General features: G+C 54.0%; 11 protein-coding genes and 1 tRNA gene. 4 read left to right on the top strand and 8 right to left on the bottom strand.

All coding sequences use genetic code 11. From position 1 onward, the window contains the following. Positions 1-4 precede the first annotated feature (4 nt). Positions 5-1,036: a rod shape-determining protein gene (locus tag ACMKFF_RS06070; RefSeq protein ID WP_419496386.1), complete on the top strand. Its 1,032-nt coding sequence runs from the start codon at positions 5-7 to the stop codon at positions 1,034-1,036. A 175-nt stretch (positions 1,037-1,211) separates the two neighbouring features. Here ACMKFF_RS06070 and ACMKFF_RS06065 read toward each other — a convergent pair whose 3' ends face one another. After that, positions 1,212-1,586, bottom strand: a complete 375-nt coding sequence (locus ACMKFF_RS06065; protein ID WP_349136443.1) for a metal-dependent transcriptional regulator — start codon at positions 1,584-1,586, stop codon at positions 1,212-1,214. A gap of 531 nt (positions 1,587-2,117) precedes the next feature. Here ACMKFF_RS06065 and ACMKFF_RS06060 point away from each other — a divergent pair. Further along, positions 2,118-2,209 (top strand) — tRNA-Ser (locus tag ACMKFF_RS06060). A 95-nt stretch (positions 2,210-2,304) separates the two neighbouring features. On the opposite strand, the gene ACMKFF_RS06055 is transcribed toward ACMKFF_RS06060, so the two are convergent. The 7 genes from ACMKFF_RS06055 to ACMKFF_RS06025 all read right to left on the bottom strand — a co-directional run bounded on the left by ACMKFF_RS06055 (position 2,305) and on the right by ACMKFF_RS06025 (position 9,109). Beyond that, positions 2,305-3,498, bottom strand: coding sequence for a tyrosine-type recombinase/integrase (locus ACMKFF_RS06055; protein WP_419496385.1), 1,194 nt, complete (start codon positions 3,496-3,498; stop codon positions 2,305-2,307). A gap of 111 nt (positions 3,499-3,609) precedes the next feature. Then, on the bottom strand, positions 3,610-3,840 hold the full coding sequence (locus tag ACMKFF_RS06050) for a helix-turn-helix domain-containing protein (RefSeq protein ID WP_419496384.1): 231 nt from the start codon (positions 3,838-3,840) through the stop codon (positions 3,610-3,612). Beyond that, entirely contained in the window at positions 3,827-5,089 is a 1,263-nt protein-coding gene (locus ACMKFF_RS06045) for a ParB/RepB/Spo0J family partition protein (RefSeq protein ID WP_419496383.1), read from the bottom strand. The genes ACMKFF_RS06050 and ACMKFF_RS06045 overlap by 14 nt, the downstream gene beginning before the upstream one ends. Positions 5,090-5,102: 13 nt before the next feature. Then, entirely contained in the window at positions 5,103-6,545 is a 1,443-nt protein-coding gene (locus ACMKFF_RS06040) for a relaxase/mobilization nuclease domain-containing protein (protein WP_419496382.1), read from the bottom strand. Next, a complete protein-coding gene (locus ACMKFF_RS06035; RefSeq protein ID WP_349191203.1) occupies positions 6,514-6,834 on the bottom strand; it encodes a plasmid mobilization protein in 321 nt (106 codons plus the stop codon). The genes ACMKFF_RS06040 and ACMKFF_RS06035 overlap by 32 nt, the downstream gene beginning before the upstream one ends. 143 nt (positions 6,835-6,977) lie before the next feature. Then, positions 6,978-8,105 (bottom strand): AAA family ATPase, encoded by a 1,128-nt coding sequence (locus tag ACMKFF_RS06030; RefSeq protein ID WP_349191204.1) that lies wholly within the window; start codon positions 8,103-8,105, stop codon positions 6,978-6,980. A gap of 725 nt (positions 8,106-8,830) precedes the next feature. Further along, positions 8,831-9,109: a TnpV protein gene (locus tag ACMKFF_RS06025; protein ID WP_419496381.1), complete on the bottom strand. Its 279-nt coding sequence runs from the start codon at positions 9,107-9,109 to the stop codon at positions 8,831-8,833. Between the two features lie 257 nt (positions 9,110-9,366). Here ACMKFF_RS06025 and ACMKFF_RS06020 point away from each other — a divergent pair, with 257 nt between their 5' ends. Beyond that, a complete protein-coding gene (locus ACMKFF_RS06020) occupies positions 9,367-10,719 on the top strand; it encodes an AAA family ATPase (protein WP_177695380.1) in 1,353 nt (450 codons plus the stop codon). Between the two features lie 39 nt (positions 10,720-10,758). Further along, positions 10,759-11,871, top strand: a complete 1,113-nt coding sequence (locus ACMKFF_RS06015) for a type I restriction enzyme HsdR N-terminal domain-containing protein (protein WP_419496380.1) — start codon at positions 10,759-10,761, stop codon at positions 11,869-11,871. Positions 11,872-11,946: the final 75 nt, after the last annotated feature.

Below are 11,946 nucleotides of genomic sequence, written 5' to 3'. Positions count from 1 at the left end.
AACTATGTTATTCTTTTCCAGAGACCTTGGGATCGATCTCGGCACGTCCAACGTGCTGATCTATACGGCCGGGCGCGGCATCGTGCTGCGCGAGCCGTCCGTCATCGCCCTCGATAAAAACAGCGGCAAGGTGCTGCAGGTCGGCGCGGCCGCGCGGAGCATGCTCGGGCGCACGCCCGGCAATGTCGTCGCCGTGCACCCGCTGCAGGACGGCGTCATCTCCGACTATGAGCTCACGGCCCGCATGCTGACGGAGATGCTCCGCCGCGTGCTCCGCCACGCCATCGTCAAGCCGCGCATGATCGTCACAGTCCCCAGCGGCATCACGGAGGTCGAGGAGCGCGCCGTCATTCAGGCTGCCATGGAGGCAGGCGCCCGCCGCGTCTACCTCATCGAAGCGCCGCTGGCTGCTGCCCTCGGCGCCCAGCTCGATATCACCGCGCCCGAGGGCCGGATGGTCGTCGACATCGGCGGCGGCACGACGGATATCGGCGTACTGACCATGAACGGCATTGCGCAGTCCGCCTCGCTCAAGGTGGCGGGCGCGGCCTTCGACGAGGCCATCATCCGCCATCTGCGCCGCCGCTACGGCCTGCTCATCGGCACGACCGTTGCAGAGGAGATCAAGATGTCCATCGGCTGCGTCACGCCCCGTCCGGAGGCACTGACCATGACCGTCAAGGGCCGTGACCTCAAGAACGGCCTTGCCCGCGAGGCCACGCTGGCATCCGAGGAGCTCATGGAGGTCCTGCGCCGCCCCGCCCGTCAGATCATGGACAAGGTGCTCGATGTGCTCGAGAGCACCACGCCGGAGCTCGTGGCGGACATTGCGCGCAATGGCATCGTCCTGACGGGCGGCGGCAGCCAGCTCTTCGGCATGGACCGCCTGCTGTGCGAGCGCACGGAGATGACGTGCGTTGTCGCGGACGACGCGGATTCCTGCGCGGCCTACGGCTGCGGCAAGAGCCTGAGCTGGATGAACCACATGCAGGAGGGCACGATCAACCTCGCCCGCCGCCGCCTGCTGAAAGAATAAGCTCCTGTTTTACAATCCCGCAGGGTTTGCAAAACGACTAGATTGCACTCTGCTGCCTGCGGCGGCGAACTCTGCGAGGCTCTTTGAAATCATACCCACCGGCCGGGCCGGTGGGGCGTTCTGCAAAAGCAGGGACCGGAGAAAGCCTCCGATCCCTGTTTTTAGTATTTCCGAATTATTCTGCGTCGTGTTTCTGGACATGCGCCTTGATGGCGGCAAAGCTCTCTGCGCTGATCACATGCTCGATGCGGCAGGCGTCCTCCGAGGCGATCGCAGGATCGACCCCGAGGCCGGTCAGCCACTTCGTCAGCAGGCGGTGGCGCTCGTAAATGCGCTCGGCAATCTCCTGTCCGGCCGGAAGCAGCGTGATAAAGCCGCCCGCGTCCATGGAGACATAGCCGTTTTCACGCAGGTTGCGCATGGCGATGCTGACGCTCGGCTTGGAAAACTCCAGCTCATTTGCAATGTCGATGGAACGCACAAGGCCCTTACGCTCCTTGAGCACCAGAATGGTCTCCAGATAATTCTCGGCGGATTCCTGAATCTTCATAGGCCCTGAACATCCCTTTCGTATGAATAGAATTATTATAACACGAAAAACGGAGTTAGGCAAGCCAGAGATTTGTGCAGGAGAAAAATCCGGACTTGATTTTTGCCCTGCCTGCTGTTATAATATTTGCGAAGCTTTGCTGCGTCTGCAATACGGAGCGGTATCGAAGTGGTCATAACGGGACTGACTCGAAATTTCGGCGGGATCTGTGATTTTCGTCCCCTCGATTCTCCTTGATGCTTCTCAACACCGAAAATCTCAAAATCGAATATTTTTTGCTTTCTCTCCTGTTTTCTCCCCACCGAATTTTTGAGCAAATTTCCGGAAAGAAAACCGGACGAAAATAGACACGGAGAGTTGTCCGAGTGGTCGAAGGTGCAGCACTCGAAATGCGCGTTGGCTCTGGCCGTTTTCTCCGCTGAAAACCCTTGATTTATAAGGGTTTTCGCCGGATCGAATTTCAAAATTTCATATTGTTCTTGCGTGTTTTTCTTGCATTTTCTCAGCGCACGGAAAACAGTTGAGATATACGGAGGGCTATCGAAGAGGTCATAACGAGAACGACTCGAAATCGTTTGACGGCCAAAAACCGTCCGTGGGTTCGAATCCCACGCCCTCCGCCAGCGAAAAACCCAGTCATATCAAGGCTTTGCGCCCATATGACTGGGCTTTTCTTTTTGCTAATCTGCCATTGCTGCACATGATTTTCGGCAAGAAGTCATGTCTGCCATCCGACGGCCTCGGTTTCCGGCAGGGTCAGGACGTTGTCCATTACGTTTGCGGACGTAAGCTTGGACTTATAATCCAAGTGGCTGTAGATGTTTGCCGTGGTGCTGATATCGCTGTGGCCCAGCCATTCCTGGATCTGCTTCATGGGCACGTCGTTGGCAAGCAGCAGCGAGGCGCAGCTGTGCCGGAGATCGTGGAAGCGGATATGCCGCAGACCTTTCAATTCCAGCAGCTTGCTGAAATTGCTGCTGAGATTCCGGGGATTAAAAATGTTCCCCATTACATCCACGAACACATAGCCGTCGTATTCCCGGTTGTAGCAGTTGCCGCAGATCCTCTTGTTTTCCTTCTGCTGCTCCTTCAAGGCCAGCAGCTTCTCCCGGATATTGTCGACCAGAGGAAGAGAGCGCAGACTGGATTTCGTCTTGGCGCGATCCTCGCGGACGATCTCATACTTGCCGTCTATCTTGGCATTTGTTACGATGTGTCTGATGGTGATGGTATTGCGCTCAAAGTCGATGGCGTCCCATCTCAGGCCCAGAGCCTCGCTGCGCCGGAGCCCGTAAAACGCGGTGATCTGGATCAGCAGAGAATAGGGGTGATCCTTTGTCGCCTCAAAGAGCTGCTCCAGCTCCTCCAAACGGTAGTAATCCGCGATATACTTCTGCTTCTTCGGACGCTCCACCTTGTCGGCGGGGTTGTACGGAATGAGGTCCATCTTGACGGCATATTTCAGAGCCTTGTGAATATTGGCGTGCTCGTGGATGACCGTGCTGGCAGACACGGTTTTCAGCTCGTACAGATAGAAGCTCTGAATATGCCTGGCTTGAAGCTCGCCCAGCTTGATGCCGGTTTTCCGAAAGTACGGTGCGATTTTTCCCTTTACCATCTGCGTGTAAGAGGAAAAGGTGGTCTTTTCCACCGAGCTGCGGATAATCTCCAGCCACAGCTCCATGTAGTCGGCAAACAGCATATCGGAGGAGATATCCTCGTTCTCCTTGCTCACAACCGGCGGGACAAAGCTCTGGCGGGTGTCCAGCAGCAGCTTCTCGGCGCGGCGCTTGTTTCCCTTTGCGGGAAGTCCTGTGGGAATCCACGGCTGCCTGCGCTTGCCGTTGGCGTCCGTGTAATTCAGCACCATGTAGTAATTGTCGTTTTTTATTTGCAGGTGTCCTGCTATCATAAACTCTACCTCCTTTGCGGATAGCACATGAACGGGCACCCTTTCGGACCGTTTTTATTATACGCCCGGCGGGAATGCCCGTCCAATGTGCCATACAGGTTCAAATCCCGGCTACGCCGCCGGCTGCGGATTTCCCGCCGAGAGTGCGTAGCGGATCACATTGATTTTCGGTACGCGGTATGCATTGCCGATTTTCATGCCGGGGATATACCCGTCGCCAATCAGCTCGTAGGCCAGATGGCGGCTGATTTTCAGCATGGACTGGACCTGGGCAACGTTCACAATGTCGGGGTAATCCGTGAACATCACCTCATACATGGTCTGCAGCTCAGTCTTCGTCACTGAAACCACCTCCTCCGTCGTCGCGCATAAAGCTGTTGAGCCTTCTTTCGACCATGTGAAGCACATAATGGACCTCGCTTTGGCTCAGATTAAAGGACAATACATGTCCTTCTTCGTCAGTGAGATTGATGGTCATTCGTTCGTTGCTGACATCAATATCAGCGTAGTATTTCTTTAGGAATCTGTCGAAGAGGATATCCACCATTTCACAGCCGTCTTTGGAAAACACGTCAATCATATCATCCAGATAGTCCATTCTTCCTTCGTCCAAATCGAATTCAATGATTTCTTTTATGATTTCTTTCATTGTAAAATCTCCTTTCACCGGGCGTCCCGGCCTTTGCGCTGCCGCGCCAAGTGTTTGTTGTAAAAATCCAAGTGTCTCGGTCATCTGCTTCATGGAGGTGTCCGGGCGGAAAAAGCTGCGGAGCTTGTCTACCGGCACCTTCACATATTCCACCTGATTGCCCTTAACCTCGGACAGAAGCTGCAGCACCGCGTCATCCGTGAGAGTCTGCGCCTCGCTCATGCGCCGCAGCCGCCGGGCCTGGGACAAGGACGGCGTTACCTCATCGCTGTCCATCACGGAGAAGAGCATCTCCTGTTCGGACGGCTGCAAATAGGACAGCTCCACCGCCGGAGTCAGGGCGATCTTGCCCTCGTCCACCAGCTTCAGGATGTCGGGGATTAGGTTGGTGAGGCGGATGTAGCGTTGGATTTGGTTGCGGCTGTCCGGTGAATTTTCAGCAAGAGAATCAATACTTTTGATTTGGTGACCAAGTTGGTCACCATTTTCTTTTCGACCCGGCGAGCGTTTTATGGCATCGTATTTCATCTTGTACGCGAACGCCTTTTCGCTTGGGAGAATATGCTCCCTTTGCAGGTTGCTGTCCACCATGGTGATAACAGCCTCCTCGTCTGTCAGGTCACGGATAATCACCGGCATGGTGCCCATCCCCAGCGCCTTGCACGCTGCCAGCCGCCGGTGGCCGGAGATCAGCTCATAGCCGCCGTCAGGCAGCGGCCTTGCCAGTGCCGGAGAGAGCACGCCGGCATCGGCAATGCTCCGCATGAGCTGCGCCATTTCCTCGTCCTCCTTCACCTTGAAGGGGTGATTTCGAAAGGGTGTGAGGGCAGCCAGCGGGATTGCCTCTACCTTTGGCTTTTTCGCATCGAGCCGTTCCTCCGTGCTCATAAAAAGCTCCTCGTACCCGGTCAGCCCCAAATCAATCAATCTGTCGTTCTTCATCGAATCCTTCCTTTCATCGCATAATCGTCTTTTCCTCTTGGGACAGCCGCTGATTTCGCAGCGCCTGCTTCTCCCGCGGGGAGAGGTAGGGGTCGTTTTCCACCCACGCATCCAATTCACACGCCAAGAGGTCTTTCAGCCTTGGGTTATCCTCAATCATGTTATAGGCGGTTTGCTTTTGCTTCCGAAGCCGGGAAAGCTCTGCGGTGCAGGCGGCGCAGGACTTTTTCAGCTCGACCCTCTCCACAGGATCGGCGCAGCCTCGCTGTTTATTGCGGATTTTGCTGCGTGCAGCGGATATTGCATCCATCTCCTTGTCCATTCGTGCAAGAAACCTCTGCACATCCTCCGGCGTGTCCAAATGCTCCCGACACACCAGCGTTATCTCGGCGGTGAAGCGATCCAGCCTGCGGCAAGCTTCCCGGCACTCCGCCGACAGGGGCTGCCGATATTCCTTTTCGTACAGCGGCGCAACGCCCAGCACGATTGCCACACAGCGGAAGAAGCTCAAATACCCGTTGACGCGGGGCAAATGCAGATAAAAATCCCGCTGCCGGTAGTATTCTTCCGTCGGCGGATTCTTCCTGGCATATTCCCGTGTGTAGGGCCTCATGAATTCAAAATAGCGCCGGGTCACACGGATGTCCCGCTGGTTCTCCAGCAGCCTGTCCTGCAGCGCCTCCTTGTCATATTCGGCTCCCAGCCGGAAAGTGCGCATACACTTTTTAGCGCTTAGAGAGCGGATGGTGGCGTACCTGCGGTAGGGATCGCACACGAACACATAGCCCTTTTTCCGCAGCACGGCGCCCAGCTCCGTCCAGCTGCTCGATATCGTCAGCGCCTCGTCCAGTGCCCGCCGCATGAGGTTGTAGCGGGTGGGCTCGCCGTCCTTTTCGGCAAAGTAGACCGACCGCGCCGTTTTATGCCGCTGGGGATTTTTCACCACCGACAGGCCATGCTCCTTGCAGACACGGTCAGACATATCCCGCAGCTTGTAGTAGACCTCGTATTTTGCCTCCAGCTTTTTGCCTGTCCACATATTCACCGGATTCACAACGAAGTGGTTGTGATAAGTGCCGGTGTTGAAGTGGGTGGCAACAAGCACCTGCCGGTCGTTCCCCCAAAGCCGCCGCGCCGTCTCCACGCCGATGCGATGGCATTCCTCCGCCGTAACCTCACCGGTCTTGAAGGACTGGTAAGCGTGGTAGGCCACATTGCCGCCGGCTTTGCCGAAGCGCCTCTGCACGGCAGCCATCTCCCTTGCGGCAGACTCCGTCCTGCAGCCAATTCCGGTGACGGCGTATTGCTGCTCCCCCTCATCCAGGGTTTTTTCTTTGTCGGCAGCATACAGCAGCACCTGCTCCAGGTCACTCAGCTTGGTCTTGCTGGGGTTGGTGCAGTAGTCCACCACACGGCTGACGCTGTCATGAATCGCCCAGATCTTCGTCACCGCCATCGGCATCCTCCTTCCCGTGATAGGCGCGCAGAAGCAGGCTCTCAATCTCGGTCAGGGCCTCGTCAAAGTCCCTCATGGCAAGCTCGTAGCGGACGGTATCGTGGAGCGTTGTCAGCTTCTGATACGCCAGCATCAGCTCCCAGCGCGGAGCCTCTCTCACCGCTGCACCGGTTCCCAAGGTTCGGAGATATTCCGACATATTCATGCCGCATTTCTTTGCCTTTCTGCGAATGGTATTCTTTTCGGTTTTATAGACCCGCACATTGATTTCCTCTGTTCGAGTCCGCATAGATATCACATCCTTTCAGCGGGGTTACAGGGGCGCGCCCCTTTCGTATCGGCAGATACGGGGGAATTGGGTGCCGCATGGCTACACAAATCCCATGCTCGTTATCCTTACGGATAAAAAAGCGGTGTATAGCCCCGTACCCCTTAAAGCGGCAATTCCTCATCGCCCTCCGCCTCCTCCCATGACGCAGATGACGCTTGTGACGATGCTTGGGGAAGCCGGAAGGTTCCGTCATTCTGTTTCCGCAGTGACGCAAGTCTCTCGCTCCCGGAGGAACCGTCATGACCGTCAGCACCGTCATGCAGCTCCAAAAGCACCAGCCGGGCAGCCGCCGTTTTACGATACTCGCAGGTGATTCCCAGGGGCAGCAGTACATCGCTGTAATGACGGGTCAGATGCTTGCTGGCGAGATTGGGCTTCAGCTCCGTATTACCTACGGCGGCAAGCAGCTGGGACACTGTGCCCCGAAAGCGCCTGTGCGCCAAAAGGAAATCCGCCACCTGAAAAACAAAGTCCGGGATGCGTTCCTTTCGCAAATCGTCGGCGCTGAGCGCCTCGGTAATCTCCCATCGGACGCCCCGCATCTGCATTTTCAGCTTCTTCTCCTCCACATCCCGGCCCGTAATGCAGAGGGTGGCGCAATCGCCGAAGCGGTCATCCTTGCGGAGAATCATCCCCGTATCCGCCACGCTCAAAATGCCTGTGGAGCCGGTCATATCGTTGAAGATATTGCTGCTGTCCCGCTCCTTTCGGGTGTGATGGACAACGAAGATGCAAATGCCGTGGTCATCGGCGAGCTTTTTCAGGCCGGACAGATCCTTGTAGTCCTGGGCATAGGCATTGACCTTTGCGGAAACATTGTCCCGCACCATTTGAAGGGTATCGATGAATATCAGGCCCGTGGAGGGAAATTCCCGCAGAGCCTCCTCGATCTGCCCCTCCAGCTCCGTGCCCAGCCGGCCGCAGGAAAAGCCGAAGCGGAGATTCTCCGGCGGAGAATCCGTCAGCTCCTGCATACGCTGCTGAACGCGCCATTCCCGGTCCTCCAAGGCCAGATATACCACATCGGTTTTTCTGGTGGGCAGCCCCCACACCGCCTCGCCGCGGCTGATTTGCAGGCACAGCCACAGCACCATCCAGCTCTTGCCGATCTTGGAGTCTCCCGCTAAAATGGCGAGCCCGTCGGAGAGAACACCGTCGATGAGCATTTTGGGGTGGGCAAGAGGTTTATAATACAGGGTATCGGCATCGATCAGTTGTAGCTTGTTCATGTGTTTCACCTTCTTTCTTTCGCTGGTAACTGTGTTTTTGTTTGGCGCCGTTCTTCCGATATCGTTTTTATATGCCTGCCCCGGGGCCTCCGCGGCGTCGCCGTGCTCGCTCTTTTGCGATCGTCGCACAGTCATATCTGTCTCGGTAACGGCTATTCAGTTGTCGAGGTACACGGGGGAAGCTTAGAAGCTCCTCTCACTTTCCCTTTGCCGAATTTTTTTCGGATTTTCCCGCTGCTTTTCAAAATTTTTTCTTTTGAGCTGGTAAATTATAAAAAGCCGAGCTTGTGCAGAGCTTTTTCAAAGTTCCCCTCACTTGGTAGGCAGCGAGAAGGCCAAAAAATTAACCCCCTTGAAAAATTCTTTTGTTTTGGCTCCAAATTGGAGCCATTTTCCTATGCAGGACTGCTCGTGGCTCCGAAATGGAGCCATTTTTCGTCTATGGCATCAAAATTGATGCCATGTCCATTCCGGATTTCATCGGTGTGGCTGCAAAATTGATGCCATAAAAATAAGCGCCTGCCTCTTTTCAGAAGCAGACGCTCATTTCTCGTATTCAGTTTTTACCGTAGCAGCCGGATCAGCAGCTCATTGATATCCTCGGTGGGCTTGCCGCTTGCTACCAGCTTGTTCCGAAAGGACAACAGGGCCATTGTCAGCAGCCGTCGCTCGCCGGCGCAGAGTGCTAACACTCGATTTCTTCTATACTTGAACATCACCACGCCTCAGCAATAAACCAGCTCAGAAAAGACAACCTCCTCCGCGCGGCTGCGGATACTGTTCATCCGTCCGACCCATTCCATCTGATCCGCAGCCTTCAGCTGCTCGGTGACGCCTTCGGCCTTCTTCATTTGCTCCACGATCCGGTCGAGCATTGCCTGTGCCGACTCGCCGATCTCCTCCAGATGCGGCTCCAGAGTCCCCGTCAGCAGCATCCCTGTGTAGATCCCGTCCATGTGTGTGCGCAGATATCTCCTCCGCGCCGCAGCAAACCTGTTTTCCATACCGCGCCTCCTTCATATACGCATTGTTTCTGGTCTTCCTTCGCGTATATGATAGCCCGGCGCTACACTAGAGTCCAATGTGCAATAATCGGATTTGCAGTCTTGACAACGGGATATATTTATTTTGCACCGGCTATTGATTTGTGCGTTTTTATGAGTATAATAGATATTGAAATGTGTGTATCACGAGATGTGCAACCAATTGAATTATGTGTTTTCCGGCGCGTTGACTATGCTGAAAAGTGCGGAGGTGCGCAATGTTATATCGAAAAATCCAGCCGTATATTGAAAGCTATCTGAAATCCGATTCCAATAAGGTGCTGATTATCGACGGGGCGCGGCAGATCGGAAAGACGTTTATTATACGCCACGTTGGGCAGCAGCTCTTTGAGAACTATATCGAGCTGAACTTTGCGGAGGATTACAACGGCCCCAGGCTGTTTGAGCAGGTCCGCACCGTCAAGGACTTTTATTTTCAGGTCAGCACGATCGCCGGCGAGAGAATGGGAGAGAAGAAAAACACGCTGATTTTCCTTGATGAGATCCAGGCGTATCCGCACCTGCTGACCATGCTCAAGTTTTTGAAGCAGGACGACAGGTACACCTATATTGCCAGCGGGTCGCTGCTGGGCGTGACCTTGAAGAAGACCACCTCGATCCCCATCGGGAGTATTGAGATCAAGCGCATGTTCCCGCTGGATTTTGAGGAGTTTCTGCTGGCAAACGGGTTTAATCGGTTTGCCATCGATATGATGCATGAGAAGTTCCTTACCGGTGAGAGTCTGGATGCCGCCATGCATGAGAAGGTAATGGATCTTTTCAAGAAGTATCTGCTGATCGGCGGGCTGCCCGATGCTGTAAACTCCTTTATTGCAGACACCAATATCGTCAAGGTGCGGACGATCCATCGGGATATCCGCGCGTTCTATGCTGATGACGCGTCAAAGTACGAGGCGGACAACAGCAGGAAGCTGAAGATCCGCAGGATCTACGATATGATCCCCTCCAATCTGGAGAGCAAGAAGAAACGAGTGGTCTTTCAGGACATCGAGGACAAGCGCGGCAAGCGTTTTTCCGACTATCAGGATGAGTTTGAATATCTGATCTCCGCTGGGATCGCCTTGGACGTCAACGCGATTACCACCCCCGTCTTTCCCCTTACGCAGTCCATCGGCAAAAACCTGCTCAAGCTCTATTTGAACGACGTAGGGCTTTTGACGGACGTTTTGTATGGCAGCAATATCCGTGCGATCCTGGACGATGAGACGGGGATCAATCTCGGCTCCGTGTATGAAAGCGTGGTGGCCCAGGAGCTGGTCGCGCACGGCTTCAAGCTGTTCTATTACGATAACCGCAGCAAGGGCGAGGTGGATTATCTGATCGACGATTACGACAGCCTATCCGCCGTTCCCATCGAGGTCAAGTCCGGTAAGGACTACACCGTCCACAGCGCCCTGAATACCTTCGTAAAGAACGACGATTATCATGTGAAAAAGGCCTATGTTCTGTCCAACGCCCGCGAGATCACGACGAACGGCAAGATCACGTATCTGCCGATTTATGATGTGATGTTTTTGGAAAATGTGCCAACGCAACAAGAAATGAATTAATACGCTACCAACATACAGAGAATTTTGGAGGAAGCAAATATGACTTACCTTGATAGGGCAATTAAAGATGGATATGCCATTATTACCGGCCCGGAAAATAAGCAGAAGATCATCTATGTCACGTCTGATAATCACACAGAAAACTATAACGATCCCGAGGAAAAAGTTCGGGCTGAATTCTGGGCGGAACTGATCTACGAATACGACTACCCAGCACATCGCATTAAGGTTGAGGTGACGATCCCGGATCGTGTACCGACGGACCGTGCGGATATTGTCATTTTCTCTGATGATGAATGCAAAAAACCGTATGCGGTTGTAGAGTGCAAACGAGATGGCGTTACAGATGCGGAGTTCTTGCAGGCAATTGAGCAGGGTGTAGGCAACGCAACGTGGGTAAAGCTTCGTGCAAGCTATGTGGTTATTATTGCTGGCGCTACTCGTCGGGTGTTGGATTTCTCGGACGATAGTACCGGCATTCTCGAACGAGAGAATAATATCATTGCCGATCTTCCAAAAGCCTATGGAAAACCGCAAGCATTCCGCTTTTACAGAGGTGGAGAATATACAGATGTAGACGGCAAGAAAAAGAAGGCCCCTGATATCCAGCCGGTTGCCAGAGAAGATTTGATTACTGCTATCAAGAAATGCCACAATACGCTTTGGGGCGGCGGCAGGCTGTCACCACCGACGGCCTTCGGTGAGCTTTGCAAACTGATATTTGTCAAAATTAGTGATGAGCAAAAGCCCCGGAAAAAAGGAGAACCGTATCAGTTCCAGATCAAAACGCACGAGCCTTCTTCCAAGCTGGCGGAACGTATCAACGCGCTTTACAATGAGCAGAAAGTCAAAGACCCGGAAGTATTCACGGATTCAATCAAGGTCGATGACCGCGTCCTCCGTACAGTCGTATCTCACCTTGAGTCTATAAACCTGAATAAAACCGACCTCGATGTGAAGGGTGTCGCCTTCGAGCAGTTTATGGACGGCTTTTTCAAGGGCGACTTTGGTCAGTATTTTACCCCTCGCCCCATTATCGAATTTGCGGTAAAAATGATGAAGCCGGAACATGATTGGGATGTGCTTGAAATAATCATACCGAGTTTGATACAAGGTATGGGTAAAATTAAAAAGTGTGCCCTTGCGGTGTAAAATCTGCTCTTGGGGTGTGTTGACAGACCGGGGCATCCCGGCTATTTTTATATTGCCGTTCAAATAGGAGGAATA

Source organism: Faecousia sp. (assembly GCF_048519415.1).
Classification (GTDB): domain Bacteria; phylum Bacillota; class Clostridia; order Oscillospirales; family Oscillospiraceae; genus JAZOXB01.
Note: the sequence above shows the minus strand (reverse complement) of the source record. Positions and strands in the feature narration are given on the sequence as shown.

Bases quoted from the DNA above. Each gene is read 5' to 3' on its own strand.
- ACMKFF_RS06040 (WP_419496382.1), bottom strand. From the start codon at position 6,545: ATGGCGGTGACGAAGATCTGGGCGATTCATGACAGCGTCAGCCGTGTG.
- ACMKFF_RS06070 (WP_419496386.1), top strand. From the start codon at position 5: ATGTTATTCTTTTCCAGAGACCTTGGGATCGATCTCGGCACGTCCAAC.
- ACMKFF_RS06065 (WP_349136443.1), bottom strand. From the start codon at position 1,586: ATGAAGATTCAGGAATCCGCCGAGAATTATCTGGAGACCATTCTGGTG.
- ACMKFF_RS06030 (WP_349191204.1), bottom strand. From the start codon at position 8,105: ATGAACAAGCTACAACTGATCGATGCCGATACCCTGTATTATAAACCT.
- ACMKFF_RS06015 (WP_419496380.1), top strand. From the start codon at position 10,759: ATGACTTACCTTGATAGGGCAATTAAAGATGGATATGCCATTATTACC.
- ACMKFF_RS06020 (WP_177695380.1), top strand. From the start codon at position 9,367: ATGTTATATCGAAAAATCCAGCCGTATATTGAAAGCTATCTGAAATCC.
- ACMKFF_RS06025 (WP_419496381.1), bottom strand. From the start codon at position 9,109: ATGGAAAACAGGTTTGCTGCGGCGCGGAGGAGATATCTGCGCACACAC.
- ACMKFF_RS06045 (WP_419496383.1), bottom strand. From the start codon at position 5,089: ATGAAGAACGACAGATTGATTGATTTGGGGCTGACCGGGTACGAGGAG.
- ACMKFF_RS06055 (WP_419496385.1), bottom strand. From the start codon at position 3,498: ATGATAGCAGGACACCTGCAAATAAAAAACGACAATTACTACATGGTG.
- ACMKFF_RS06035 (WP_349191203.1), bottom strand. From the start codon at position 6,834: ATGCGGACTCGAACAGAGGAAATCAATGTGCGGGTCTATAAAACCGAA.